Genomic DNA, 25099 nt, shown 5'->3' with positions numbered 1-25099 from the left:
TGCAGGAGCCCTGGCCGCAGGCGCGGCCGGAAATTGCGGAATGGCGCCATTATCAGGCATCCGGGGTCAGAGCCCTTTCCTTTGGAAGGGATCCAACCCTTGCCGGTTCAGTTGGGCAGGGGCACGCCCTTCGGCCACAGCATCCAGATGTTGCCCTTCTGCTTCATGTCGCCAGCCAGCTTGCCGGCGGCATCGCCGCTGCCCCAGTACAGGTCGGCGCGCACTTCGCCGGCGATGGCGCCGCCGGTGTCCTGCGCGGCCACCGGGCGCACCACCGGACTGCCGTCCGGGCGCGTGGTGGAAAGCCACAGCAGGCTGCCCAGCGGCACCACGGTGCGGTCCACCGCCACGCTGTAGCCCGCAGTGAGCGGCACGTTCAGTGAACCCCGTGGCCCCTCCGGGCTGTCCGGGTTGCGCACGAAGAACACGTAGCTGGGGTTACTGCGCAGCAGTTCCGGTACGCGCGCGGGATGGGCCCGGGCCCAGGCGCGGATGGCGTCCATGGTGACGTCTTCCTTCTTCAGCTGGCCCTGGTCCACCAGCCAACGGCCGATCGCACGGTAGGGGTGGCCGTTCTGTTCCGCGTAGGCCAGCCGCACCTGCTTGCCATCGGCCAGGCGCACGCGGCCAGACCCCTGGATCTGCAGCAGCTGCAGGTCCATGGGGTCGGTCAGCCAGGCCAGCACCGGCGCCTTGGCGCCCTTGGCCGCGATGGTGCCGGCGTCGTCATAGGGCTTGAGTACTTTGCCTTCGACGCGCCCGCGCAGGCGCTTGCCCTTCAGTTCCGGGTAGAGGCTCTCCAGCTGCACCACCACCAGATCATCCGGCGTGCCGTACACCGGCACCGTGGCCTTATCGGTACGGGTAAGACTGCCGGGGTAGATCGGCTCGTAGTAGCCGGTAATCAGCCCGTCGGCCTGATGGCCACCGGCACGTAGCGCGTAGGCATCGAGGTCGCGCTGCAGGAACTGGCGGATCGCGGCCGGGTCCTTGTCTGACACCGCGGCGGCGGTGGCGCAGGGTTTGGCCCAGACAGCGTCGTTCTTCAGGCGGGCGCAGCTGCTGCGCCAAGCCACGAAGCCGGCCTGCAGATCAGCATCGGAGACTGCGGGCAGGGCTTTCCAGTCGACCTTGGCGTAAGTGGCCGCCGGCGGCGAGGTCGGCGTGGGCGCTTCGGAGCCTGCGCGCGGAGCGGTGGTGGAGCAGCCTGCGAGCACCACCGCTGCCAACAGGGTCCAGTGCATGCGCTTGAAGAAGGTAGCGGAATCGATCATGCCGCCATGGTGGAGTGCCGGCCGCTGGGCGGCAACCCAGCGCGGGGTCAAGCGTTCATGCGCGGGGTCACGGCATCTGCAGCAGCAACGAATGCAGGATGCGGGCGTCCTCGGCATCCAGCGTCTTCGGCAGGTCGTCGCGGCCACGGAAGCGGCGGTGGAAGGCGGCGACGGTGGCTTCGCGGTTGTCGAGCGGATAACCGAAGCGGGCCAGCGCATTCCACCCATCGAAGCCTTCCGGTGCGGCACCATCGGCCGCGCGCGGCCACACGCCGAAGCCGGCCTCGGCCAGCTGCTGCCATGGGAAGAAGCGGCTCGGATCCTGCTTGCGCGTCGGCGCCAGGTCGGCATGGCCGATCACCTGGCGCGGCGGGATGTTCAGGCGCGTGGTGAGGTCGCGCAGCAGCACGATCAGCGATTCGATCTGTGCCGCACTGAACGGGCTGCGGCCATCGTTGTCGAGTTCGATGCCGATCGAGGCCGAATTGAGATCGGTGATGGTGCCCCAGCGCCCGGCCCCGGCGTGCCAGGCACGGCGCTCATCGGCGACCAGCTGGTAACGATGGCCATCGGCGCCGATCAGGTAGTGCGCACTGACCGGTCCACCGCTGTTGGCGGTGCGCAACGTATGCAGGCTCTGCTGCACCGACTTCTGCTCGGTGTGGTGGATGACGATGATGACCGGCGTGCGCGCGTTCTGGTTGGGTGACGGCACCCAGGTGGCGAGCGGGTTGCGGGTTTCCTGCGGCGTGGAGGCGCAGGCGGCCACCAGCAGGCAGGCCGAGAGCATCAGGGACGTGCGGATCGGGTGCATGGCCCGATTGTGCGCGATCAGGCCCGATGATGCATGCCGCCGTGCCAACCAAGCTTGGCACCCACCAGAGAGGATGCGGTAGATCCACGCCATGCGTGGATGCGCCACTCCGGCCGTGCCGACCAACGGTCGGCACCCACCAGAGCAGGAGCAGTGCCAGGCAAGCCTGGCACCGACCAAACGCAAAAGGCGGCCCCGCAGGGCCGCCCGTCATGCCTCAGGCCTCGTAGGCAGACTCGCCGTGCGAAGTCACATCCAGGCCGGTGCGTTCAGCCTCTTCGGTCACGCGCAGACCGACCACGACCTTGACCACCAGCAGGATGACCGCGGTCATCACCGCCGACCACGCCACGGTCAGGCCGACGCTGACCACCTGCACCCACACCTGATGGGCGATATCCAGATCGGCCTTGGTACCGCCCAGCGACTGTGCACTGAACACGCCGGTGAGAATCGCGCCGACGATGCCGCCGACACCATGCACACCGAACACGTCGGCCGTGTCGTCCACTTTGAGCAGGCGCTTGAGGCCGGTCACCCCCCACACGCAGACCACGCCGGCGACGAAGCCGATCACGATCGCGCCAAGCGGGCCGACCGTGCCGCAGGCCGGGGTGATGCCGACCAGGCCGGCCACCGCACCCGAGGCCGCGCCCAGTGCCGACGGCTTGCCCTTGCCGATCGCTTCCACCAGCGTCCAGCCGAGCACCGCGGCAGCGGTGGCCAGCACGGTGTTGAGGAAGGCCAGCGAGGCCACCGTATCGGCGGCGGCGGCGGAACCAGCATTGAAGCCGAACCAGCCCACCCACAGCAGCATGGCGCCGATGTAGGTAAACGGTACGTTGTGCGGCTTCAGCGCGGTCTGGCCGTAGCCCAGGCGCTTGCCGACGAACCACGCGCCGACCAGGCCGGCCACGCCCGCGTTGATATGGACCACGGTGCCACCGGCGAAGTCGATCGCGCCCAGTTCACCCAGGTAACCGCCACCCCAGACGATGTGTGCCATCGGGATGTAGCTGAGGGTGAACCACAGTGCCGAGAACAGCAGTACCGCACGGAACTTGATGCGCTCGGCAAAGGCTCCGACGATCAGCGCGGTGGTGATGCCGGCGAAGGTCGACTGGAAGGCGACGAACAGGTAGTCCGGCAGGCCCTTGATCGGCGTGTTGCCCACCGAGTCGGGCGTGAAGCCCTTGAGGAAGGCGAATTCGGTGAACGAACCGAAGAATGGATTGCCCGCACTGAACACCGCGCTGTAGCCGTAGGCCACCCACAGCAGCAGCACCAGCGAGAACACCACCAGGATCTGGCTGAGCACCGACAGCACATTCTTCGAACGCACCAGCCCGCCGTAGAACAGGGCCAGACCGGGCACCACCATCAGCAGCACCAGCAACGTGGAGGTAAGCATCCAGGCGACGTCGCCACGATCATAGGCGGCGGCCGCTTCGGCCACGGCCGGCGCAGCGGCGCTGGCGGCCGGATCGTGCAACGGCTCGACCGCCACGCTTTCGCTGGGCAACGGCGAGACCTGGGCCTGGGCGTGGGCGCTGCTAGGCCAGGCGCCGGCGGCCAGCGCGCTGAGCAGCATCAGCAGGCACACCAGGTGGAACCGGGCTTGCCACCCGGTGAGAAGGCGCATCTTCATGGGGGGAATCTCCGGAAGGGGGTTACAGCGCGTCGGCACCGATTTCGCCGGTGCGGATGCGGATGACCTGTTCAACGGCGGTGACGAAGATCTTGCCGTCACCGATCTTGCCGGTGCCTGCCGACGACTGGATCGCTTCGATCACCGCGTCGGCACGCTCGTCGGTGACCACCGTTTCGATCTTGATCTTGGGCAGGAAATCGACGACGTACTCGGCGCCGCGATACAGCTCGGTGTGGCCCTTCTGGCGACCGAAACCTTTCACTTCGGTCACGGTGATGCCCGACACGCCTGCATCGGACAGGGCCTCGCGGACCTCGTCGAGCTTGAACGGTCGGATGATGGCGGAGATCAGTTTCATGCGCATGTCCCGAGGGTGGATGGGGCCAGCGCGCCAGCGCGCGTTGGCATCGGGCAACCACGGGTCATCAGGTGATGACCGTGGCTGTTGCACCGGACACGTACAGGGCCGGGACGGCCGTGCCTCTCTCCTTGCACGACCGACGCGGGAGGGAGGGCGGCCCTGGTCGCGTATCCGGTCTCTCTTGCCCCTGTTTCAGCGGACCGGCAGTCCGCTGTACTGCAGCGGGCCAGCGACCCGCTCTACAACGGCGGGCCTGCGCCCGCCTTGCGGCTCCCCAGCCGCGAGAACGGAAGCGATGGCGGCGGGTGGGAGGGGGGACCCACCGCCATCGCGCCCGGTCAGCTGGCGTAGTACAGCTGGTATTCCAGCGGGTGGGTGGCCGCGCGGAACTTGGTCACTTCCTGCATCTTCAGCGCGATGTAGCCGTCGATGAAGTCATCGCTCATCACGCCGCCGGCCTTGAGGAACTCGCGGTCCTTGTCCAGTGCTTCCAGCGCCTGGTCCAGCGAGGAGCAGACCTGCGGGATCAGCTTCTCTTCTTCCGGCGGCAGGTCGTACAGGTCCTTGTCGCTCGGTGCACCCGGGTCGATCTGGTTCTTGATGCCGTCCAGACCGGCCATCATCAGCGCGGTGAAGGTCAGGTAGCCGGACTGGATCGGATCCGGGAAGCGCATTTCGATGCGGCGCGCCTTCGGGTTGGAGACCCACGGAATGCGGCACGACGCCGAACGGTTGCGGGCCGAATAAGCCAGCATCACCGGGGCCTCGAAGCCCGGCACCAGGCGCTTGTAGCTGTTGGTGCCCGAATTGGCGAAGGCATTGATGGCCTTGGCGTGCTTGAAGATGCCGCCGATGTACCACAGCGCCAGCTGGCTCAGGCCACCGTAGCCGTCACCGGAGAACAGGTTGGTGCCGCCCTTGGACAGCGACTGGTGCACATGCATGCCGCTGCCGTTGTCGCCGACGATCGGCTTGGGCATGAAGGTGACGGTCTTGCCGTTGCGGTGCGCGACGTTCTTGATGACGTACTTCATGCGCAGCAGCTCGTCGGCCTTCTGCACCAGGGTGCTGAACTTGGTGCCGATCTCGCATTGGCCCGCAGTGGCCACTTCGTGGTGCTGCACTTCCACTTCGATGCCGACCTGTTCCAGGGTCTTGCACATTTCCGCGCGCAGGTCGTGCAGGGTGTCGGTCGGCGGGACGGGGAAGTAGCCGCCCTTCACGCCCGGACGGTAGCCGCTGTTGGCGCCGTCATACTTGGCGCCGCTGTTCCACGCCGCTTCTTCCGAGTCGACCTTGAAGAAGGTGTTGCCCATTTCGTTGGCGAAACGGACCGAGTCGAAGATGAAGAACTCCGGCTCCGGGCCGAAAAACGCGGTTTCGGCGATGCCGGAGGACTTCAGGTAGGCCTCGGCACGCTTGGCGATGCCGCGCGGGCAGCGGCCATAGGCCTGCATGGTGGCCGGATCGAGGATGTCGCAGCTGATCACGATGGTCGGATCGGCGTAGAACGGATCGACGTACGCGCTGGACGGGTCCGGCAGCAGCACCATGTCCGATTCGTTGATGCCCTTCCAGCCGGCGATCGAGCTGCCGTCGAACATCTTGCCTTCTTCGAACAGCGACGGTTCGACGATGCTGACCGGGAAGGTGACGTGCTGCTCGACGCCACGCATGTCCACGAAACGCAGATCGACGAACTCGATCTGGTTGTCCTTGATCAGCTTCTCAACGTTTTCCACGGACATCGGTACGACCTCGGATGGGGATGAATGCCTGCTGAGGTACAGCAATGACCGTGCCAACTTTTTGATTCCCGCAAGTTGTTGATTTCAATATGGCTGCTCCGCGCCGGTGCAGAACGGTGCGCACCAAACCGGTGCACCCGCCATCAGACGCACCCGTTTGGTGCAGCAGGGATCGTCTATCCTCTCGACCTCCTTCCTTCCGCCGCCCGTGCCCGCACCGTCCATGTCCGACCTGCTCTCCGCCCTGCTGCTGGGCATCCTCGAAGGCTTGACCGAATTCCTGCCGATCTCCAGCACCGGCCACCTGCTCATCGCCCAGCACTGGCTGGGTGCCCGCTCGGACTTCTTCAACATCGTCATCCAGGCTGGCGCGATCGTGGCCGTGGTGCTGGTGTTCCGCCAGCGCCTGCTGCAGCTGGCCACCGGCTTGAACCAACGCGAGAACCGTGAGTACGTGTTCAAGCTGGGCGCCGCGTTCCTGGTCACCGCCGTGGTCGGCCTGGTGGTGCGCAAGGCCGGCTGGTCGCTGCCGGAGACGGTCAGCCCGGTGGCCTGGGCACTGATCATCGGTGGCGTCTGGATGCTGCTGGTGGAGGCCTACACCGCGCGCCTGCCCGACCGCGACCAGGTGACCTGGACCGTGGCGATCGGCGTCGGCTTGGCGCAGGTGGTGGCGGGCGTGTTCCCCGGTACCTCGCGCTCGGCCTCGGCGATCTTCCTGGCCATGCTGCTGGGCCTGAGCCGCCGCGCCGCTGCCGCCGAGTTCGTGTTCCTGGTCGGCATTCCCACCATGTTCGCCGCCAGCGCCTACACCTTCCTGGAACTGGCCAGGGACGGGCAGCTGGGCAGCGAGAACTGGACCGAGGTGGGCGTGGCCTTCCTTGCCGCGGCCATCACCGGCTTCGTCGTAGTGAAGTGGCTGATGGGCTACATCAAGTCGCACCGGTTCACGGCCTTCGCCCTCTACCGCATCGCGCTGGGCGCGGCGCTGCTGCTGTGGTTGCCCTCCGGCAGCTGAACAGCACTGGGGCACGGTAACCCCATGGCCGGCCCCACCCCGTTTCCCCCACGGTTCCCCAAGGAGAATCACCATGAACCGCAAGCTCACCCTGCTCCTCCCGCTGGCCCTGATGGCCGCCTGCAGCCAGACCCCGGCCCCGGCCGGCAATGGCGGCGACGACGTGGCCCCGGCCGCGACAAAGGCAGCGGACCAGCAGACGCTGGCGCACCTGGATGCGCAGCGCCTGCAGAGCCAGCACTGGCTGCTGCAGCAGGCCACCGGCGCCGACGGCAAGCGCATCGACGCGCTGTTCGCCCGCGAAGACAAGCCGGTCACCCTGGACTTCGCTGATGGCCGCCTGTCGGTCAGCAACACCTGCAACCGCATGGGCGGCGGCTACACCCTGGCCGACGGCAAGCTGACGGTCAGTGCGATGGCCTCGACCATGATGGCCTGCACCGACAAGGCGCTGATGGCGCTGGACGAAGCCGTGTCGAGCCGCCTGCAGGGCGAACTGAAGGCCGAGCAGGATGCCGATGGCAAGCTGACCCTGACCAACGCCAAGGGCGACGTGCTGGTGTTCAACCCGGAACCGACCGCTGAAACCCGCTACGGCGGCGCCGGCGAAACCGTGTTCCTGGAAGTGGCCGCGAAGACCGAGAAGTGCTCGCACCCGCTGATCCCGGACTACCAGTGCCTGCAGGTGCGCGAAGTGAAGTTCGACGACAAGGGCCTGAAGCAGGGTGAGCCGGGCAAGTTCGAGAACCTCTACGGCAACATCGAGGGCTACACCCACGAAGACGGCGTGCGCAACGTAGTGCGCGTGAAGCGCTACGAAGTGAAGAACCCACCGGCCGATGCGCCGTCGCAGGCCTACGTGCTGGACATGGTGGTCGAGTCGGCCATCGAGAAGAAGTAAAACCACAGGAGGGCGGCCGCGAGGTCGCCCTTCTTCGTGGTGGGTAGAGCCGGCCGCTGGCCGGCTGCCTTGCGGAGCACCGCCAACACACGGATGTTGCCGGCCAACGGCCGGCACTACCCGCATGCATCAGGGAGATCGGCATGAAGCACGTCCCCGCCCTCATCATTGCCGCGCTGCTGGCCATGTCTACGGATGTGGCCGCTGCCAGCACGCCCACCACCGGGCAGCTCGAGGCACATCCGTGGCAACTCGCGCGCGCCACCGACGCGCAGGGCCGGCGCATTGATGCGTTGTTCGTGCGCGGTCGACCGCCCTACACGCTGCGCTTCCAACCCGGCTACATGAGCGAGTTGAACCTGTGCAACCAGTCAAGCAGCACCTATCACCTGCAAGGTGACCGGCTGGTTCTTGAGGGCGGCATCATCACCACAGCCGCTTGCATGCGGGCCGAGGTGGCCGAACAGGAACGTGTCGCCGGCACGCTGGTGAATGCACGCGCAGAGATGACGCTTGCGCTGGATGAGCGTGGCCGCCTGCTGCTGCGCAATGCGCACGGCGATGTGCTGGTGTTCGCGCCGGTAGCCGGTACGGACGAATGAAAAGGGCGGCCGCAGGGTCGCCCGTCTTCGTCAGCGGTAGAGCCGGCCGCTGGCCGGCTGCCACGGGCGAATGCAGCAGCACACGGGCGTTGCCGGCCAGCGGCCGGCACGACCCGTTATGCCGCCTCAGCCCAGCGCCGGATTCAACGTGTAGGTGCCGTGCAGTGCCGCTTCGGCCAGCACGTGGCCGTGCATGGTCCGGTAGGCGTCGGCGGCGGTAAAGCGTTCCGGCAGCTGCAGCGATGCCACGTCCAGCGCGAACACGCGGAAGAAGTAGCGGTGCACGCGCTCGTCGTTGAACGGCGGATAGGGGCCGTCGTAGCCCAGGTAGTCACCGGCCATGTCCGGGTTGCCGGCGAACCAGCCGGTGAAGTCGTTCAGGCCCTGGCGGCTGCCGGCCGGCCCGGCCGGCGTGGTCTTGCCCTTCACCACGAAGCCGTCGCTGCAGCTGCCTGCGGCAATCTCGCGCACCGAAGCCGGAATATCGGCCATCACCCAGTGCACGAAATCACAGCGGGGCTGGTCGCGCGGCACGCTCATGTCGGTGCGGCCGACCGTCTCCGGCACGGTCGGCACGTCCGGATCGACGCATACCAGCAGGAACGAACGGGTGCCCTCCGGCACATCGCTCCAGGCCAGGTGCGGATTGCGGTCCGGTGCGAAGCCCGCGGCATCGCCTGCGGCGAATTCGCGGTCGATCGGTGCACCGTTGGTCAGGCTGTGGCTGCTCAGTTGCATCGGCGTGTCCTCACTCTTCCGGGTAACCCAGGCGCACCGCGATCGGGGTGAGCTTGGCGAAGGCGGCGCTCATCACGTCGCGGTAGTTGCGCCAGTGGCCCGGCGGGAAGCGCGGCGCGCCCAGCTGCGCGGCCGGCGGCATCGGCCGCTCAAACAGTCGGCCCAGCAGTTCGGCCATCGCCTGCGGATCGTTGCCGATCTGGTCGATGCGCAGCAGCACCTGCGGGTACAGATCGTCCTCGTGCAAAGCGGCGACCTGGGCCAGCGCGCGCGCCAGCCATTCGCTGGCTTCGGCCAGCGAGGTCATCGCCAGCGGCGCGGCGGCACCATAGGCCACCCAGTCCAGCAGCATGTCGCGCGGGTCGCGCAGCACCACCAGCAGGCGGCCCTGCGGCAACTGCGGGCGCAGCGCCCACAGCAGCGCGTTGTCCCACCACAGCAGCCAGTCGATGATCGCGTCGTCCTGCACGCCGCGCGACGGCAGCTGTTCGCGCCAGCGCTGCACCAGCCGCTCCGGCGTCAGCACGCCCGAAGCGAGGTCCTGCAGCGTGTGGTAGTTCTGGAACGCGTCGTCGGGTGCGTTGGAGGTATAGCGGTCGCTGCGCAGCACCGGGCTGGCCGCAGCCAGGCCGGTCGCCACGCGCTCCACGCCCGACCCCGGCGCACCCCACAGGAAGATCGGCGCGGAAGTGGCATCACCGTCGATCTCGCCCTTGTCCGGCCAGCTCGGCGGTGCCTTGGCCTGCGGCGGCAGCGGCAGGCGCTGCGGGGCCTGGTCGGCCTGCAGGGCCAGCCAGGTCTGCAGCGCGTCTTCGTGCTGCCCGGCGCGATCCTGGATCTCGCCCAGCCAGGTGCGCAGGTCGGCACGGTGGCCTTCCGGCGCCATGCCGATCAGCGCCTGCACGCGGGCGACCGCAGCGGCCGGATCGCGCTGCAGCAGGCCTTCGACCAGGCGGGTTTCGCCGCTGACGCGGCCCGGTTCGAGGCTGACGATGCGCTCGGCGATCGCTTCGGCCTGGGCGTGTTCGCCCACCATGTCGTGCAGCCGCAGGCGCGCTTCCAGCGCCGGCAGGTGGCCCGGCATCGCGTCCATCCAGCGCTCGACCGTGGCGGCGGCGGTGGCACTGCCGACCTCCTCCACCGCCAGGCGTGCCAGCCACAGGTCGTGCAGCTGCGGGTGCTGCTCCAGGGCTGCATCCAGGCGGGCGCGGGCCTCGTCTTCGCGGCCCAGGCGCTGCCAGGACATCAGCAGCAGCTGCAGCACGTCGCGGTCATCAGGCAGCGATTCCAGCAACGGCAGCAGGTGCTCCAGCGCCTGCAGCGGCTGGCCGCTGCGCAGTGCCAGTTCGCCGGCCAGGCGGCGCATCGAAGGCGTATCCAGGCCTTCCTGCTGCAGCGCGATCTGCATCGCCTCTGCCGCAGCTTCCAGGTTGCCCTGGCGCATGGCCAGCTGCACCACCAGGCCATGCAATGAGGCGATGGTCGGGTTCAGTTCCAGCACGCGCCGGAACGCCTGCTCGGCGAAGGCCAGCATGTTCTTGCCCAGGTAGGCGAAGCCCAGTGCGTAAAGCACGCGGATGTCGTTGGGCAGGGCCTGGTTGGCGGCCGACAGCAGCGTCAGCGCGCGATCGGCATCATCGCGGCGCAGCGCGATCATGCCATCGATGGTCAGCAGCTCCGGGTGGTCCGGTTCGACACGCGAGGCCAGCGTGGACAGGCGCTGCGCTTCATCGAAATCGTTGCGACCGATCGCCAGGTGGGCCTGCATCAGGTACGCGGCGAATGCGTTCGGGTCCAGCCCGGTGGTGCGCGTCAGTGCTTCGCCTGCGCCGTCGAACTGGCGCAGGGCCAGCAGCAGGCCGGCGTGCTGCAGGTGCAGCTGGGCGTTGTCCGGGGCCAGCTGCAGCGCCTGCTGCAGGGCCTCCATCGCGTCCTCGGCCTTGCCCTGCTGCTGCAGCGCAAGCGCCAGCCAGCGGTGGGCCTCGGCCTGGCCGGGTTCATCACGGGTCCACGCCTGGGCCAGCTGCACGGCCCGGTCGGCCTCGTTCTGGCGCAACGCTTGGATGATCTGGTCTTGCATGGCGGTCCGGTTCAAGGGCAAACCCGCATTGTAGCGGCCTGCGCGCCCGTGCCGGTTCAGCCTTGCAGCACGCGCTGCAGGCGCTGCGCCACCCAGCGCTCGGAGAAGCCGTCACCGCGCCAGTTTTCCAGGAAGCCACAGTGTCCGCCCCAGCTGGCGGTTTCCAGATGCGCCTGGTGCGGCAGCTGCCAGTCGCTGAAGGTCGCGTAGGGGATCACCGGGTCGTCCTGCGCCATCAGGATGTCGGCCGGCACCTGCAACGTGGACAGGCGATCACCGGCAATCGAGTAGCCATCGAAATAGGCCTGCAACGAACCGAAACTGGTGTGGCGCTCGACCAGCCAGGCGGTCAGCGCGCGGATGTCCAGTTTCAGTACGCGGTCGTCGCAGTCGCTCAGTTCGGGGAACAGGTCGCGCTTGCGCCGCAGCGAACCGGCCCACTTGCGGCGGAAGTACCAGTCGTACATCGCCGGGCCGTTCTCGATGCTCTCCATGGTCAGCGCCGGGTCCAACACCGGGCATACCGAGGCCACGCGCAGCAGCGGCACGCCGGCCGCTGGCGCGCGCAGGGCCAGGCGCAGCACGAAGTTGCCGCCCAGCGAGTAACCGGCGGCCACCAGCGGCAACTGCGGCCAGCGCTGGGCGATATCGCCCGCGGCATGCACCACTTCGTCGATCAGGTTGGAGTGGAAGATGCCAGGGTTGAGATGATGGGTATTGCCGTGGTCGCGGAAATTCAGCCGCACCACGTCGAAGCCCTGTTCGAGCATGCGCGCGGCCGCCATGCGCATGTAGCTGGATTCGGCGCTGCCTTCCCAGCCGTGCAGCAGCAGGGCCATGCCTTTGGGTTCGCGGCCTTCGATGTGGCTGTGCCAGCCTTGCAGGCGCACGCCATCACCGCCGTCGAGGATCAGTTCTTCGCTGATCGCACCGGTCGCGGCCAGCAGCAGCAGGCCGCGCTGCAGGCGCATGCGGCTGGAGCTGAGCATCGACTGCAGGTGCGGATTGCGCAGCCAGCGCGGGGGCTGGTAGTCAGCCGCGTGCAGCGTCGGCGTGCCGGCGTCCAGGACGGGTGGCGGGATCAGGGCCACCGCACCCTCACTCGGTGCTCATGGCCGCCACGATGCGCGCGCGCGACGTCTCCGCGATGCGCCGACGGCCTTCCAGGTCCTGCGCACCGATCGGTGTCAGGAAGTGCACTTCTGCACGCCGCGCCGGCTCACCGAGCAGGCGCAGGAAATTGGCGAAGAAACTCTCGCCGGGGCCGAACGCGACAATGGTCTGCGCATCGCCCTTGAGCCCGTACACCAGTGCCACCGGCTGCACCGGCACGCCGGTTTCAACCGCAGCCTGGAAGATGCGGGCATGGAACGGGCCTACTTCGTGGCCGCCGCGGGTGCGCCCTTCCGGGAACACGCCCACCGCCTTGCCTTCGCGCAGGCGGTCAGCCATCACCTGCATCACGCCACCGAGCGATTCGGTGTTGCCGCGCTGGTGGAAGATGGTCTGGCCACGCGCGGCCAGCCAGCCGACCAGCGGCCAGCTGGCGATCTCGCGCTTGGCGACGAAGCCCATCATGCGCTGGCTGTGCAGGATGCAGATGTCGACCCAGCTGACGTGGTTGGCGACGAACAGCACGGCGCCGGGCAGCGGCGTGCCGATCTGCACCAGGCGGAAGCCGAAGATCCACATCAGCCCGCCCTGCCACCAGTTGACCACTTTGGCCCCCAGGGTCGTCTCGCCCACGCGCAGTTCGCCCCACGGCCGAAGCATGCCGATCAGGATGAGCGGCAGGAACACGATGATGTGGACCAACAGCAGCGGTACGCGGTACAGGTAACGGCACACACGCGCCACGCCGCCGCGGGGGGCCGGAGTGGGGGAAGTCATCCGCGCACGATACCGGAGGGCCGTCATCGCTGCCAGCCGATTTAGGCCATAACACCCATCGACCGGGGCAATCGGCGGGGAACGCTGGGTTCCGCTGCCGTCACCGGCCGTCCGGGACTCAGCCGTGGCCGGCCGCCACCACCGCCAGGGTCAGCCGCGAGATGCACACCAGGCGGCCCTGCTCGTCCTCGATGCGGATCTCCCACAGCTGGGTGCTGCGGCCGACGTGCAGTGCACGAGCGGTGCCGGTCACGGTGCCCGAGCGCACGGCGCGTACATGGTTGGCGTTGATCTCCAGCCCTACGCAGATCTGTTTGGCCGTATCCACGCACAGGTTGCCGGCGCTGCTGCCCAGGGTCTCGGCCAGCACCACCGACGCGCCGCCATGCAGGATGCCGTAGGGCTGGCGGGTGCGCTCGTCCACCGGCATGGTGGCCTGCAGCCAATCGTCGCCGGCCGCGCTGAAGACGATGCCCAGCGACTCGATCACGGTGTTGCGGCTGAGCGTGTTGAGCTGCTCGAGGGAAACGGCTTCGCGGAACACCAGGGTCATGCGGGCACCTTCAGAGGATGGGAACGAGGCCGGCGCCGAATGCGGTCAGCATTCGGACCAGCAGCCATTTCGGGCCGACATTGACCTCGGGGAAATCGCCCACGGCGACATAGCAGCGGTGGAAGTCCGGGTCCTGCCGGGGCAGCGGCTGCGGGCAGTCCGGGCCGGGCTTGAACTCGTAGTCGGTGGCATAGCGCCACGGCCAGAAGTCGAGGATCGGCAGTGCCTCGGAGGCCTTGCCGACGCTGTAGTTGAGCCCGGACAGCACCGGCGGCTTGGCCCGCGGCGCCACCGTCCACGAGTTCTGCGGGTGGGTATCGCGCAGGATGCTCTCGGCCAGCTGCTCGGCGAAGGCCGGGTCGTCGATGATCACCGCACCTTCGGTGTTGTAGTTCTCGCTGCGCGGATCGAAGTTGTGGGTGCCGACCACGCCGATGCGGCGGTCGACCACCAGCGACTTGGCATGCAGGCCCATGCGCGCGCCCTTGCGGGTGACCGGCAACGGCTTGTTGACCGCCTTGCTGCCCAGGAAGGAGGGCCGGGTCTCGGTGCGCAGCAGGCGGGTCTCGACCTCGCTGCCGGCCGCGCGGCGGCGCTCGCGCGCGTTCTGGTAGGCACTGCCGGTGCGCGGGTGGTTCACCGGCCCCTGCTTGCCGGTGGGTGCCGGATGCTCATCGCGATCGCGGCTGTCGCCGGCATTGCTGCCCGCGGCGCTGCCGCCAATCAGCGGATTGCGCCCGCCGTCGTCGTCACCTCCGGGCGCGGCCATCGGATCAGGCAACAGGTTGCGGTAGTCGACCGGTGCATCCAGCGGGAACGGCTTGTATTCGAAGATGTTGAAGCCCAGTTCGCGCATGTTGCGCCGCTTGTACTTGTACGACAGCGCATACACGATCGGGTTGTCGGTGGCCGCCAGGCTGTTGCTGGACACCACCACCCGCGGCGGCTGCGGGCGCTTGCGCAGCTCGCGGAACAGCTTCTGCGCCGGCTTGGACAACACCAGGTACGGCGTCTGCAGGATCACCTCCTCCTGCGCGCCGGCGATCAGCGCATCCAGCTGCGGCTCGGTCACGTGCTGGCCCGCCAGTGGCGCATCGGCCTTCTCGCGCCGGTGCTTGCGCGGCAGGTCGGCGACATAGCGCACCGAGGCCACCGGCAAGGCGGTATCGACGAAGGAACGGCTGACGAAGTCCATGTCATTGGCTTCGGCACTGACCCGCTGCACCCGCTCGGGGCGGCGGAAGCTGGCCGGCGGCAGGGTCGGCACGCCCTCGCGCAGCAGGGTGCGGCCGACATCGTTAAGGCGCTCGGCCGGCACGCTGCGCCTGGCATGCCAGAAGGCATCGAAGTTGGCGGCCATCGCCCGCGCCTCCGGGCCGGCGATCAGCACGTCGCGGTCGCGGAAGTTGTACTCGCGGTCCCAGTCGTAATAGTCGTCCTGGTAGTTGCGGCCACCGACCACGCCGATCGCATCGTCGATCACCAGCAGCTTGTTGTGCATGCGCTGGTTGAAGCGGCGGAAGCAGCACAGCACGCTGCCGGCATAGTCGAAGTAGTTCAGCCGGGCCTTGCCGAAGGTCGGGTTGTAGACCCGCAGCTGGAAGTTCTGGTGCGCGCCGGACAGCGCGCCGAGGATCTGCAGGTCGGAGATCGCCGAGAGCTGATCGATCAGCACGCGCACCTTCACCCCGCGCCGCGATGCAGCCAGCAGCTCGTCGATGACCAGCCGGGCGCTGTCGTCCTTGTCGAAGATGTAGGTCTGCAGGTCGATGCTGCGGGTGGCGCTGCGCAGCAGGTTCAGGCGCGCCACCAGCGCACCTTCGCCCTCGTCGAGCAGGGTGGCGTAGTGGCGCGGCTGTTCCGGGGTGGATTCGGTGAACGCCCGGCCGGCCAGCGCACGCAGCGGTGAGTCCTGCGCGCAGCGGTCGGCGCGCTGGCAGCCGACCACGGTCGAGCGCGCCTGCACGGCGATCGCTTCGGCGCGGTCGCGCTCGGCATGCGAAAGCGATGCACAACCGCTGCCCAGCAACACCGTTGCCAGCGCCAGTAAACGCAGCAGGAGGTTCACGGTTTCGGCGCCTCGCTCAGGCGCGCACGCAATACGAAGGTCACTCGGTCACTCAGGGCTAGCTGCCAGCTGTCCATTCCATACCGGCCTCGCTGCACGGTACCGCGGCTGACGACATCGCAATCATAGCCGGGTCGGGCGCACTCCGCCTTCTCGACCCGCAGCGACTCGGGATGGCTGACGCCGCGCAGGGTCAGCCGGCCGTTGATGTCGCCCCCCTGTTCCACCGTCTCCGGCCAGTATGGCAGCGAGTCGAACTCGACCACCGGATGGCGCCCTGCATCGAAGAACTCTTCGCCGCGCATCCAGCCGGTGTAGCGCGCCTTGCCAGGGATCTCCACCGAACGGGTGAACATCTTCAGGTGCACCTGGTGGCGCCCGTCGGACAGGATCTCGATGCGCCCCTCGAAGTGCGGGAATACGCCTTCGATGCGCTGGCCGAAACGGGTCCGCACCTCGAAACCGATCCGCGAGCGCTGGGTATCCAGGCGCAGTACCCGCGGCGCTTCGGCGGACACCGGCGGCAACGGGGTTGGTGGGGGCACAGCGGCCCAGGCCGGGCCAAGCGCCAGCAACGCGGGCAGCAGGAAGCGGCTGCGCCGCGCCTGGCTCATCGGATCACGGCCACCAGAACGCGTTCAGGCTGGCCACGCCCGGCTCGATCGAGACCTCGCGCGGGAAGCCGAGGACGGCCACGCCGCCCGGCGGCATGCCCCGGTAGTCGCTGCTGGTGCCGTCGGTCATCAGGGCCACCAGCTGCTCCAGGCCCGGGTTGTGGCCCACGATCAGCACCCGGTCCAGGTCGCGACGTTCGTCCACCAGCGCCGCCAGGGTGCCCGGGGTGGCTTCGTAGATCCGGTCTTCCAGGCGCTTCTCGACATAGCCGATGGCCGTCATCACCGCTTCCAGGGTCTCACGGGTACGTCGCGACGGCGAGCACAGCACGCAGTCCGGCAGCAGGTTGTTTTCCTTCAACCACTTGCCGGCGGCTTCAGCTTCGGCCAGCCCCACCGGCGACAGCGGCCGGTCGAGGTCGGCCTGGCCGGAAACGGCGGGTTCGGCATGGGCATGGCGCAGCAGGATCAGTTCACGCATCGCGGGTTTCCATGGAGAAGAGGATGCAGCAGGAGAAGTGAGGCAGGCATCAAAGCTTGAGCCAGGACAGCAGCGGTTCCCAGTCCGCCTGGTGTTCGCGCACCTGGGCGGAGCGATAGTCGAACAGGCTGCGGCCCAGGCCGGTCATGACCACGTAGCTCTGGCTGTCACGCAGCTGCGCGACCACCGGGTACGGCCATTCGGCCAGCATCTGCAATGCCTGCTGCGAGGTCTGGGTCCAGGGTTTGGTGCGGTTGAGGACCAGCCCTACCGGCAGCTTGCGGCTGTGCACGCGCGGGTTCTGGGCCAGGCTGTTGAGGAAGCCGACGATGGCTTCGATATCCAGCGCCGAGGGCAGCACCGGCACCACCACGGCGTCGGCCGCGTCCAGGAAATGGGGGATATCGTCGGCCAGCGCACCGGCGGGTGCATCAATGATGACGGTATCGGTACCGTCGGGCAGCTTCTGCGCCCACTGCTTCTTCCGATACACATCGATGGGGAGCACCGCGCTTTCCAGCCCGGCACGCCGTTGTGCCCAGCGGGTGCTGGAGCCCTGCGGGTCGGCATCGGCGATCACCGTGGCCTTGCCCTGCAATGCCGCGTACGCGGCCAGGTGGGTGGCGACGGTGGTCTTGCCCACCCCGCCCTTGGAACCGGCCACCAGGATCGTCTTCATGCCAGCCTCGCTTCCGGGTACGTGCCCCGAGCGTACACCGGCGGTGGTGACGGGAGGTAGCGCCGTGCTGAACCCGTGGCCATCGCCTTTGCTATCGTGGCGCCCCCGAAGGATCGAACCGGCATGAGCGAACTGCAGGACCTGAGCGCACTGATCCGCGCCAATACCCCCCTGATCGTGATCGAGACCCAGGATGAGGGGCGCATCGTTGAACTGTTCCGGCAGACGCTTATGCACGTGTGGCGGGCCCTGCACCGCTGGTCCATCACCGAGGGCCTGCGCCGCATCGACCTGGACCGCGAGGATCCGCCGGTCGGCCCGCCCGATGCCAGCGCCGCGCTGCAGATGATCCGCCAGGCTGATCAGCGCGGTGTCTACCTGCTGCTCGATTTCCACCCCTACCTGGGCTATGCCAGCCACCAGCGCGCACTGCGCGACCTGATCCAGCGCCGCCACAGCGAACCGCACGTGCTGGTGCTGATCGGCGCCAAGGTCGAGCTGCCGGCCGAGCTGGAAGCACTGGCGGTGCGCTTCAACCCGCGCCTGCCCGATGCCAACGCCCTGCTGAAGATGCTGCGCGAGGAGGCCGACGCCTATGCGCGCGAACACGGCGGCCGCCGCGTCGAGGTCGACAGCGAGGCGGTGAAGAAGATCCTGAAGAACCTGCAGGGCCTGAGCCTGGTCGATGCCCGCCGCATTGCCCGCCAGCTGATCTACGCCGATGGCGCGCTGCGCGACGACGACCTGCCGCAGCTGGCACGGCTTAAGTTCGAGCTGCTCAACCGCAGCGGCCACCTGTTCTTCGAGCACGACAGCGCACGCTTCGGCGACGTGGCCGGCGCCAACCGGCTCAAGCGCTGGATCAGCCAGCGCCGGGTGGCCTTCATCGCCGGCTCGGCACCGGCCGGCCTGGACCCGCCGCGCGGCATGTTGCTGCTGGGCGTGCAGGGCTGCGGCAAATCGATGCTGGCCAAGGCCACCGCCGCCGGCTTCGGTGTACCGCTGCTGCGCCTGGACGTGGGTGCGCTGTACAACAAGTACCACGGCGAGACCGAGGCCAACCTGCGCCAGGCGCTGGCCTCGGCCGAGCAGCTGGCGCCCTGCGTGTTGTGGATGGACGAGATCGAGAAGGGCCTGGCCAGTGGTGGCGAGGACGGTGGCGTATCGCGCCGCGTGCTCGGCTACCTGCTGACCTGGATGGCCGAACGCAAGGCGCCGGTCTTCATCGTCGCCACCGCCAACCAGGTGCACGAACTGCCGGCCGAGCTGCTGCGCAAGGGCCGTTTCGACGAGATCTTCTTCGTCGACCTGCCCACCCCCGAAGTGCGCGTGGAACTGCTGCGGCTGCATCTGGGGCGACGCCAGCTCAATGGGGACGACTTTGCACTGCCGGCGTTGGCGGCCGCGGCGAATGGTTTCTCCGGCGCGGAGATCGAGCAGGCGATCGTGGCCGGACTGTACGCAGCGCACGCCGAAGGCCGGCCGCTGGACACCGAGCTGCTGATGAACGAGATCCGCGCGACGAGGCCGCTGTCGGTGCTGATGGCCGAGCAGGTCGAGGCCTTGCGCGCGTGGGCGTCGGGGCGGACGGTTTCCGCGGACGATTGAGGTTTCCCGCGAACGGCGCAGCCCCTCGTGGTTGGTCGCTCAAAGCGACAGTCGTGGTTGGCCGGGTGGGTAGGCTGCGCAGGGGGCGCTGCAAGTACGTCCCTGTAAGCTCGGTCGCCGCATCCATGCGGCTCACGCCCCTGCGCAGCCTACCCACCCGCCCCCTGACAGTTTCCGGGGGCGTCCGCCACGGAGAAGAAAAAAGATGATCAAAAGCAAAAGCCGGTCGGCTGGCCGCTTTCTGTAGAGCCGAGCCCACGCTCGGCTGCATTTCGATCAGATATCGAATAGTTGATTCCGATGCGGATTCATCCACGCATGGCGTGGATCTACCCACCGCCGCCGATAACCTGTCGGGGTCGACGCGGTCTGGGGCTGCAGGACCGATGGCGCCATGGATGGCGCCATCGAGCCCCCATGGGTGAGGGCGCTTTGCTTGCGAAGCACTGCTTCGCAAGCGCCCGAACGCCCAGCCTCCAGCGGCTGGGCCGGGCCGCGGAGCGGGGTTTACGGCGTGTCCTGCCAACCCACACCACCCCGCCATCCCGCGGATTGCCCGCTGTTGCTGTTGCTTCGGCTGTTGCCTCTGCGGGTGCCGGGTGCAACCCGGCGCAACCCCCTCCCTCAGGGCCAGGCCGGCGGCGCGGCCGCCCAGGCCTGCTGCACTTCGGCCAGCGAGGCACGCTCGTCGTCGCGCCACAACGGCAGCAACTGCGCATAGCGGCTGCTGTCGCTCCATTGCGTCGGCTCGGTACGCACTGCGGCGGCATACCACTGCACCGCCTCCTGCTTCTGCCCGGCCCGCCACAGCGCCAGCGCATAGGTCGGTGGCAACCAGCCCGGCTTGCTCAGCGAACCACCGGCAGCGGCCTGCCATTGCTCCAGGGCGGCTTCGGGCTGGCCCTGACGCAGCAGGTCCCAGCCGTAGTTCCAGCGCACGCCACGGCCCAGGCTGCCCTGCACCGGGGCATCCTTCAGCGCTTCGCGATACAGCTGTTCACCCAGTTCGGTACGGCCCTGGGCAATGGCCACCGACGCCAGCTGCACGGTGGCCTCCACGGTCCGCCGGCCGCGCTCGCGCTGCTTGAGCAGCTGCGCCACCAGCGCATCCCCGTCGGACTGGACCACGATCATGGGCACGGCGGCCGCATCGCTGTCGAAGTAGAACTCCTGTGGTGCCGGCACCGCCGGCGCGGCCCACACCGGGGCCGTTCCCGAGACCAGCAACATGCTGCCCAGGATCTTTCCTGCAACTGACATCCCTTCTCCCCAGGCCGCAACCGCAGCCCCCTCTCTCTCTCTCCCCGATCCTAACCCCAGCATGGCCGCCGGCGCGAGTGCCGGGGCGGCCGGACCTCGCTGCTACAATTCGCGCCTTTCCCGCCGCGTGCCTGCACGCGGCCGGTGCCAGCCGATCCTGACCGGGCCAGCCATGACCAGTACCGCGCAACTCACGTCGCCCTCCTCCACCGACCTGATCGACCGTGACTACACGCTCGACCACAAGTACACCCGCAACGAGGGGCGGATCTATCTGAGTGGCGTGCAGGCGCTGGTGAAGCTGCCGCTGATGCAGCGGCTGCGCGACGCACACGAAGGCATCGACAGCGCCGGCTTCGTCAGCGGCTACCGCGGCAGCCCGCTGGGCGGCTTCGACCTGGAGCTGTGGCGCGCACGCAAACACCTCGACGCGGCCAAGGTGAAGTTCACCCCCGGCCTGAACGAGGACCTGGGCGCCACCATGGTGTGGGGCACCCAGCAGACCAACCTGTTCCCCGGCGCCAACGTGCAGGGCGTGTTCGGCATGTGGTACGGCAAGGGCCCGGGCGTGGACCGCTGCGGCGACGTGTTCAAGCACGCCAATGCCGCCGGCACCTCGCGCTACGGCGGGGTGCTGGCACTGGCCGCCGATGACCATGCCTGCCGCAGTTCAACCCTGCCGCATGGCAGCGAGGACGAGTTCGTCAGCGCGATGATGCCGGTACTGAATCCGGCCGGTGTGCAGGACATCCTCGACATGGGCCTGCTGGGCTGGGCGATGAGCCGCTATACCGGGCGCTGGGTCGGCTTCAAGACGATCGCCGAGACAGTCGAATCGTCGGCCTCGGTCGAGGTCGACCCGATGGCGCGCCGCATCGTGCTGCCGGAAGACTTCGAGATGCCGACCGGCGGGCTCAACATCCGCTGGCCGGACCCGCCGCTGGACCAGGAAATGCGCCTGCACCGCTATGCGGTGAAGGCCGCACAGGCGTTCGCCCGCGCCAACGGCATCGACAAGGTGGTGATGGACGCGCCGCGCGCGCGGCTGGGCATCGTCACCACCGGCAAGAGCTACCTGGACGTGCTGCAGGCGCTGGAATACCTGGGCCTGGACGAAGCCGCCTGCGCCGACATCGGCATCCGCGTGTACAAGGTCGGCATGACCTGGCCGCTGGAGCCGCAGGGCATCGCGCGCTTCGCGCAGGGCCTGGAAGACATCATCGTGGTGGAGGAGAAGCGTGCCTTCATCGAGCGCCAGATGAAGGAACAGTTCTTCAACTGGCCGGCCAGCTGGGGCCAGCGCCCGTCCATCGTCGGCAAGTACGACGAGAGCGGCGAATGGATCCTGCCGTCGACCGGCGAGCTGACCCCGGCCACCATCGCCGGCGTGATCGGCCGCCGCATCCAGAAGTTCTTCAACAACGCATCGATCGAGCAGCGGCTGCAGTGGATGCAGGAGAAGGAAGCCGAGCTTGCGTTGCCGCGCGCCAGCTTCCCGCGCGTGCCGCATTACTGCTCGGGCTGTCCGCACAACACCTCCACCAACGTGCCGGAAGGCTCGCGTGCGCTGGCCGGCATCGGTTGCCATTACATGGTGACCTGGATGGACCGCAGCACCGACACCTTCACCCACATGGGCGGCGAAGGCGTGACCTGGGCCGGGCAGGCGCCGTTCACCGATACCCCGCACGTGTTCCAGAACCTGGGCGACGGCACCTACTTCCACAGCGGCTCGCTGGCGATCCGCCAGGCGGTCGCCGCCGGCGTCAACATCACCTACAAGATCCTCTACAACGATGCGGTGGCGATGACCGGCGGCCAGCCGGTGGACGGTCCGCTGAGCGTGCCGGACATCGCACGACAGATGCGTGCCGAAGGCATCCACACCATCGTGGTGCTGTCGGACAACATCGGCAAGTGGACCGGCCAGCGCGAGCACTTCCCCAGCGACGTCGAGTTCCATGACCGCAGCGAGCTGGACGAAGTGCAGAAGCGCCTGCGCGAAGTGAAGGGTGTTTCGATCCTGATCTACGAACAGACCTGCGCCACCGAGAAGCGTCGCCGCCGCAAGCGCGGCAAGCTGGAAGACCCGCAGAAGCGGGTGATGATCAACTCGCTGGTCTGCGAAGGCTGCGGTGACTGCGGCAAGAAGAGCTTCTGCGTGTCGGTGCTGCCGAAGGAAACCGAGTTCGGGCGCAAGCGCGAGATCGACCAGTCCAACTGCAACAAGGACTATTCCTGCGTGAACGGCTTCTGCCCCAGCTTCGTCACCGTGCACGGTGGCCAGCCGCGCAAGGGCAGCAAGCGCGATGCGTCCACGCTGCTGGACAACCTGCCGGCGCCGACCCTCCGCGACAGCCTGGAACAGCCCTGGAACATCCTGATCACCGGCGTCGGCGGTACCGGCGTGGTGACCATCGGTGCGCTGCTGGGCATGGCCGGCCACCTGGAAGGCAAGGGTGCAACCGTGCTCGACCAGACCGGCCTGGCGCAGAAGGGCGGCGCGGTGACCACGCATATCCGCATTGCCCGTCGCCCTGAAGACATCCATGCCGTGCGTATCGCCGCTGGCGAGGCCGACCTGGTGCTGGGCTGCGACATGGTGGTGGTCAATGACTACTGGGCACTGTCGAAGGTGCGTGCCGGCCGTTCGCAGGTGGTGCTGAACACCTACGAAGCGATGCCGGGCACCTTCACCACCCGCCCGGACATGCAGTTCCCCGCCGCCGACATCATCGCCGGCGTGCGCGTGGCACTGGGCGGCCAGGAGCCGCTGCTGCTCGATGCCACCCAGCTGGCCACCGCGCTGCTGGGCGACGCCATTGCCGCCAACCTGTTCATCCTCGGCTACGCCTGGCAGCAGGGCCTGGTGCCGCTCTCGTTCGATTCACTGATGCGCGCCATCGAGCTCAATGGCGCCGCCGTGGCGATGAACCAGCAGGCCTTCGCCTGGGGCCGCCTGGCCGTGGTCGATCCGCAGGCCGTGCAGCAGGCGGCCGGCCTGGTGCGCAACCGCCATACCGATACCGAATCCACCCCCGGCCCGCTGCATCCGCTGCCGCCAGGCGAGTGGGAGGGCAATGAATGGGGTGCCACTGCGGCACCGCGCAACACCGGCGACGAACGCGAACTGCGTGGCCTGCCCTCGCACGGTGGCGAAGTGGCGTTCCTGCCGCTGGACGACGCCCGCCTGTCGCGCTCGCTGGATGAAATGATCGAGCGCCGCGCCGCGTTCCTGGTCGAGTACCAGGATGCCGCCTACGCCAAGCGCTACCGTGACCTGGTAGCGCGCGTACGCGCCACCGAAGCCGACCGCATCGGCGGTTCCACTGCGCTGACCGAGACCGTGGCGCGGTACCTGTTCAAGCTGATGGCCTACAAGGACGAGTACGAAGTGGCGCGCCTGTACACCAGCGGTGACTTCCAGCGCCGCCTGCAGCAGCAGTTCGAGGGCGACTACCAGCTGCGCTTCCATCTGGCACCGCCGCTGTTCGCGAAGAAGGACGAGCAGGGACGGCTGTTGAAGAAGGAATACGGCCCGTGGATGTTCAAGGTCTTCGGTCTGTTGGCGAAGCTGAAGTTCCTGCGTGGCGGCCGCTTCGATGTGTTCGGACGCACCGAGGAGCGCCGCATGGAGCGCAAGCTGATTGCTGATTACGAGGCGACGGTGCAGATGCTGCTGGACGGGCTGGAGGATGACCGTCTGTCGCTGGCGGTGGAGATTGCCAGCATTCCCGAGCACATCCGCGGCTTCGGCCATGTCAAGGAAGCGCATTTCGAGCAGGCCAAGGCGCGCGAAGCGGCCCTGCTGGCGCAGTGGCGCAATCCGAAGGCGCTGCATATCGTGCAGGTGGCCTGAAGGTGGTGCCGGCCGCTGGCCGGCATCTTCCTGGCAATCGGTTGCCGGCCAACGGCCGGCACTGCCGGTGGTTCACCCCAACCGCCACAGCAATAGCCGGTTATTGGCCGGCATCGCCACGTCACCCAACCGGGTAAACCCGTTGTCGGCCGCCAGCGCCTGCACCGCTTCGCTGTCACGGATACCGCTGCGCGGGTCGCGCGCCTTCAGCCAGGCATCGAACTGCGCATTGCTGTCACTGGTATAGCGGCCGCCATAGTTGAACGGACCGTAGATCGCCAGCAGCGCACCGTGACGCAACAGTGGCGGCAGCGCGCCGAACAGCACCTGCACGTACTCCCAGCCCATGATGTGCAGCGTGTTGGCGCTGAATGCGGCGTCGAACGTGCTGCTTTCTGGAAGGTCCAGGCCCGTTGCCGGTGGCAGCTCCACCTGCAGCGCCACCGGCGGCAGCAGGTTCAGCAGCGCGGCCTCCGCACGCCAGGCTTCGATGCCGGGCAGATGGTCCGGATGGTCGCTGGGCTGCCAGCGCAGCCACGGCCAGCGCTCGGCGAAGAAGGCTGCGTGCTGGCCGGTACCACTGCCGATCTCCAGCACCCGATGGCGGTCGCCCATCCACGGGTCGAGTGCGGTGGCGATGGGTTCGCGGTTGCGCTCGCAGGCTTCTGAATACGGCTTGCTCGACATCAGGACGGTGTCCAGGCGGGGTCGGCCCCATTGTGCACGAGGGGGTGTCTGCAGGGCTTGCAGCCCTGCACCCGCCGGAGCCAGAGCCAGAGCCAGAGCAACGTCAAAAGCTGGCATTCCGTGGGATGGCAGGGTTGGTCCGGTTGCGGGGGACGCCGTAAACCCGTCCTTGGGGGCTTGGCCGCGGCATCCATGCCGCAGCCAAGCCCGCAG

21 protein-coding genes are annotated in these 25099 nt (G+C 68.0%); 5 read left to right on the top strand and 16 right to left on the bottom strand.

What is annotated here, in order from left to right:
* Window positions 1–107 precede the first annotated feature (107 nt).
* The 5 genes from mltA to glnA all read right to left on the bottom strand — a co-directional run bounded on the left by mltA (window position 108) and on the right by glnA (window position 5848).
* Window positions 108–1274: a murein transglycosylase A gene (gene mltA / locus ACM0O9_RS10955; protein WP_065196051.1), complete on the bottom strand. Its 1167-nt coding sequence runs from the start codon at window positions 1272–1274 to the stop codon at window positions 108–110.
* A 67-nt stretch (window positions 1275–1341) separates the two neighbouring features.
* A complete protein-coding gene (locus ACM0O9_RS10950) occupies window positions 1342–2088 on the bottom strand; it encodes an N-acetylmuramoyl-L-alanine amidase (protein ID WP_053497808.1) in 747 nt (248 codons plus the stop codon).
* A gap of 217 nt (window positions 2089–2305) precedes the next feature.
* Window positions 2306–3736, bottom strand: a complete 1431-nt coding sequence (gene amt, locus ACM0O9_RS10945; RefSeq protein ID WP_065178700.1) for an ammonium transporter — start codon at window positions 3734–3736, stop codon at window positions 2306–2308.
* A gap of 22 nt (window positions 3737–3758) precedes the next feature.
* A complete protein-coding gene (locus ACM0O9_RS10940) occupies window positions 3759–4097 on the bottom strand; it encodes a P-II family nitrogen regulator (RefSeq protein ID WP_004134334.1) in 339 nt (112 codons plus the stop codon).
* A gap of 341 nt (window positions 4098–4438) precedes the next feature.
* Window positions 4439–5848 carry a type I glutamate--ammonia ligase gene (glnA, locus tag ACM0O9_RS10935; RefSeq protein WP_005420964.1) on the bottom strand — a complete coding sequence of 470 codons (1410 nt, stop codon included), beginning with the start codon at window positions 5846–5848 and terminating at the stop codon, window positions 4439–4441.
* 223 nt (window positions 5849–6071) lie between these two features.
* Between glnA and ACM0O9_RS10930 the strand changes: the two genes are divergently transcribed.
* From ACM0O9_RS10930 to ACM0O9_RS10920, 3 genes are all read left to right on the top strand, one after another.
* Window positions 6072–6866: an undecaprenyl-diphosphate phosphatase gene (locus tag ACM0O9_RS10930; protein ID WP_065195965.1), complete on the top strand. Its 795-nt coding sequence runs from the start codon at window positions 6072–6074 to the stop codon at window positions 6864–6866.
* A 73-nt stretch (window positions 6867–6939) separates the two neighbouring features.
* Entirely contained in the window at window positions 6940–7767 is an 828-nt protein-coding gene (locus tag ACM0O9_RS10925; protein ID WP_414604045.1) for an META domain-containing protein, read from the top strand.
* A 143-nt stretch (window positions 7768–7910) separates the two neighbouring features.
* Window positions 7911–8369 (top strand): META domain-containing protein, encoded by a 459-nt coding sequence (locus tag ACM0O9_RS10920; protein WP_065185549.1) that lies wholly within the window; start codon window positions 7911–7913, stop codon window positions 8367–8369.
* A 126-nt stretch (window positions 8370–8495) separates the two neighbouring features.
* Here ACM0O9_RS10920 and ACM0O9_RS10915 read toward each other — a convergent pair whose 3' ends face one another.
* The 9 genes from ACM0O9_RS10915 to ACM0O9_RS10875 form a co-directional block, all read right to left on the bottom strand.
* On the bottom strand, window positions 8496–9107 hold the full coding sequence (locus ACM0O9_RS10915; protein ID WP_065185548.1) for a YbhB/YbcL family Raf kinase inhibitor-like protein: 612 nt from the start codon (window positions 9105–9107) through the stop codon (window positions 8496–8498).
* Window positions 9108–9117: 10 nt separating this feature from the next.
* On the bottom strand, window positions 9118–11187 hold the full coding sequence (locus tag ACM0O9_RS10910; protein ID WP_065185547.1) for a tetratricopeptide repeat protein: 2070 nt from the start codon (window positions 11185–11187) through the stop codon (window positions 9118–9120).
* 56 nt (window positions 11188–11243) lie between these two features.
* Window positions 11244–12233, bottom strand: coding sequence for a YheT family hydrolase (locus tag ACM0O9_RS10905; protein ID WP_050562730.1), 990 nt, complete (start codon window positions 12231–12233; stop codon window positions 11244–11246).
* Window positions 12234–12285: 52 nt separating this feature from the next.
* Window positions 12286–13077 carry a lysophospholipid acyltransferase family protein gene (locus ACM0O9_RS10900; RefSeq protein WP_065195964.1) on the bottom strand — a complete coding sequence of 264 codons (792 nt, stop codon included), beginning with the start codon at window positions 13075–13077 and terminating at the stop codon, window positions 12286–12288.
* 118 nt (window positions 13078–13195) lie between these two features.
* On the bottom strand, window positions 13196–13630 hold the full coding sequence (locus ACM0O9_RS10895; RefSeq protein WP_065195963.1) for a hotdog fold thioesterase: 435 nt from the start codon (window positions 13628–13630) through the stop codon (window positions 13196–13198).
* 10 nt (window positions 13631–13640) lie between these two features.
* Entirely contained in the window at window positions 13641–15698 is a 2058-nt protein-coding gene (locus ACM0O9_RS10890) for a phospholipase D family protein (protein WP_065185545.1), read from the bottom strand.
* Window positions 15695–16312 (bottom strand): YceI family protein, encoded by a 618-nt coding sequence (locus ACM0O9_RS10885; RefSeq protein ID WP_005420984.1) that lies wholly within the window; start codon window positions 16310–16312, stop codon window positions 15695–15697. Before ACM0O9_RS10885 ends, ACM0O9_RS10890 begins: the two co-directional genes overlap by 4 nt.
* A 4-nt stretch (window positions 16313–16316) precedes the next feature.
* Complete coding sequence (locus tag ACM0O9_RS10880; protein ID WP_005420985.1) at window positions 16317–16793, bottom strand: SixA phosphatase family protein; 477 nt, start codon at window positions 16791–16793, stop codon at window positions 16317–16319.
* Window positions 16794–16842: 49 nt separating this feature from the next.
* Window positions 16843–17472: a nucleotide-binding protein gene (locus tag ACM0O9_RS10875; protein WP_005420986.1), complete on the bottom strand. Its 630-nt coding sequence runs from the start codon at window positions 17470–17472 to the stop codon at window positions 16843–16845.
* Between the two features lie 123 nt (window positions 17473–17595).
* Between ACM0O9_RS10875 and ACM0O9_RS10870 the strand changes: the two genes are divergently transcribed.
* Window positions 17596–19080, top strand: coding sequence for an AAA family ATPase (locus ACM0O9_RS10870; protein ID WP_005420987.1), 1485 nt, complete (start codon window positions 17596–17598; stop codon window positions 19078–19080).
* A gap of 624 nt (window positions 19081–19704) precedes the next feature.
* On the opposite strand, the gene ACM0O9_RS10865 is transcribed toward ACM0O9_RS10870, so the two are convergent.
* On the bottom strand, window positions 19705–20340 hold the full coding sequence (locus ACM0O9_RS10865) for a tetratricopeptide repeat protein (protein ID WP_014035497.1): 636 nt from the start codon (window positions 20338–20340) through the stop codon (window positions 19705–19707).
* A 172-nt stretch (window positions 20341–20512) separates the two neighbouring features.
* Between ACM0O9_RS10865 and ACM0O9_RS10860 the strand changes: the two genes are divergently transcribed.
* Window positions 20513–24199, top strand: coding sequence for an indolepyruvate ferredoxin oxidoreductase family protein (locus tag ACM0O9_RS10860; RefSeq protein WP_065195962.1), 3687 nt, complete (start codon window positions 20513–20515; stop codon window positions 24197–24199).
* 72 nt (window positions 24200–24271) lie between these two features.
* Here ACM0O9_RS10860 and ACM0O9_RS10855 read toward each other — a convergent pair whose 3' ends face one another.
* The gene (locus ACM0O9_RS10855) at window positions 24272–24886 is read right to left on the bottom strand and encodes a DUF938 domain-containing protein (RefSeq protein WP_005420993.1); all 615 of its coding nucleotides are present in this window, start codon (window positions 24884–24886) and stop codon (window positions 24272–24274) included.
* Between the last annotated feature and the right edge of the window lie 213 nt (window positions 24887–25099).

This window comes from Stenotrophomonas sp. FR012 (assembly GCF_047520565.2).
Classification (GTDB): Bacteria; Pseudomonadota; Gammaproteobacteria; order Xanthomonadales; family Xanthomonadaceae; genus Stenotrophomonas; species Stenotrophomonas sepilia.
The sequence above is the reverse complement of the archived record's forward strand: the minus strand, read 5'-3'. Positions and strand labels throughout refer to the sequence as shown.

Coding starts and splice junctions, on each gene's coding strand:
- mltA (WP_065196051.1), bottom strand. CDS start 1,274: ATGATCGATTCCGCTACCTTCTTCAAGCGCATGCACTGGACCCTGTTG.
- ACM0O9_RS10950 (WP_053497808.1), bottom strand. CDS start 2,088: ATGCACCCGATCCGCACGTCCCTGATGCTCTCGGCCTGCCTGCTGGTG.
- amt (WP_065178700.1), bottom strand. CDS start 3,736: ATGAAGATGCGCCTTCTCACCGGGTGGCAAGCCCGGTTCCACCTGGTG.
- ACM0O9_RS10940 (WP_004134334.1), bottom strand. CDS start 4,097: ATGAAACTGATCTCCGCCATCATCCGACCGTTCAAGCTCGACGAGGTC.
- glnA (WP_005420964.1), bottom strand. CDS start 5,848: ATGTCCGTGGAAAACGTTGAGAAGCTGATCAAGGACAACCAGATCGAG.
- ACM0O9_RS10930 (WP_065195965.1), top strand. CDS start 6,072: ATGTCCGACCTGCTCTCCGCCCTGCTGCTGGGCATCCTCGAAGGCTTG.
- ACM0O9_RS10925 (WP_414604045.1), top strand. CDS start 6,940: ATGAACCGCAAGCTCACCCTGCTCCTCCCGCTGGCCCTGATGGCCGCC.
- ACM0O9_RS10920 (WP_065185549.1), top strand. CDS start 7,911: ATGAAGCACGTCCCCGCCCTCATCATTGCCGCGCTGCTGGCCATGTCT.
- ACM0O9_RS10915 (WP_065185548.1), bottom strand. CDS start 9,107: ATGCAACTGAGCAGCCACAGCCTGACCAACGGTGCACCGATCGACCGC.
- ACM0O9_RS10910 (WP_065185547.1), bottom strand. CDS start 11,187: ATGCAAGACCAGATCATCCAAGCGTTGCGCCAGAACGAGGCCGACCGG.
- ACM0O9_RS10900 (WP_065195964.1), bottom strand. CDS start 13,077: ATGACTTCCCCCACTCCGGCCCCCCGCGGCGGCGTGGCGCGTGTGTGC.
- ACM0O9_RS10895 (WP_065195963.1), bottom strand. CDS start 13,630: ATGACCCTGGTGTTCCGCGAAGCCGTTTCCCTCGAGCAGCTCAACACG.
- ACM0O9_RS10885 (WP_005420984.1), bottom strand. CDS start 16,312: ATGAGCCAGGCGCGGCGCAGCCGCTTCCTGCTGCCCGCGTTGCTGGCG.
- ACM0O9_RS10880 (WP_005420985.1), bottom strand. CDS start 16,793: ATGCGTGAACTGATCCTGCTGCGCCATGCCCATGCCGAACCCGCCGTT.
- ACM0O9_RS10875 (WP_005420986.1), bottom strand. CDS start 17,472: ATGAAGACGATCCTGGTGGCCGGTTCCAAGGGCGGGGTGGGCAAGACC.
- ACM0O9_RS10870 (WP_005420987.1), top strand. CDS start 17,596: ATGAGCGAACTGCAGGACCTGAGCGCACTGATCCGCGCCAATACCCCC.
- ACM0O9_RS10865 (WP_014035497.1), bottom strand. CDS start 20,340: ATGTCAGTTGCAGGAAAGATCCTGGGCAGCATGTTGCTGGTCTCGGGA.
- ACM0O9_RS10860 (WP_065195962.1), top strand. CDS start 20,513: ATGACCAGTACCGCGCAACTCACGTCGCCCTCCTCCACCGACCTGATC.
- ACM0O9_RS10855 (WP_005420993.1), bottom strand. CDS start 24,886: ATGTCGAGCAAGCCGTATTCAGAAGCCTGCGAGCGCAACCGCGAACCC.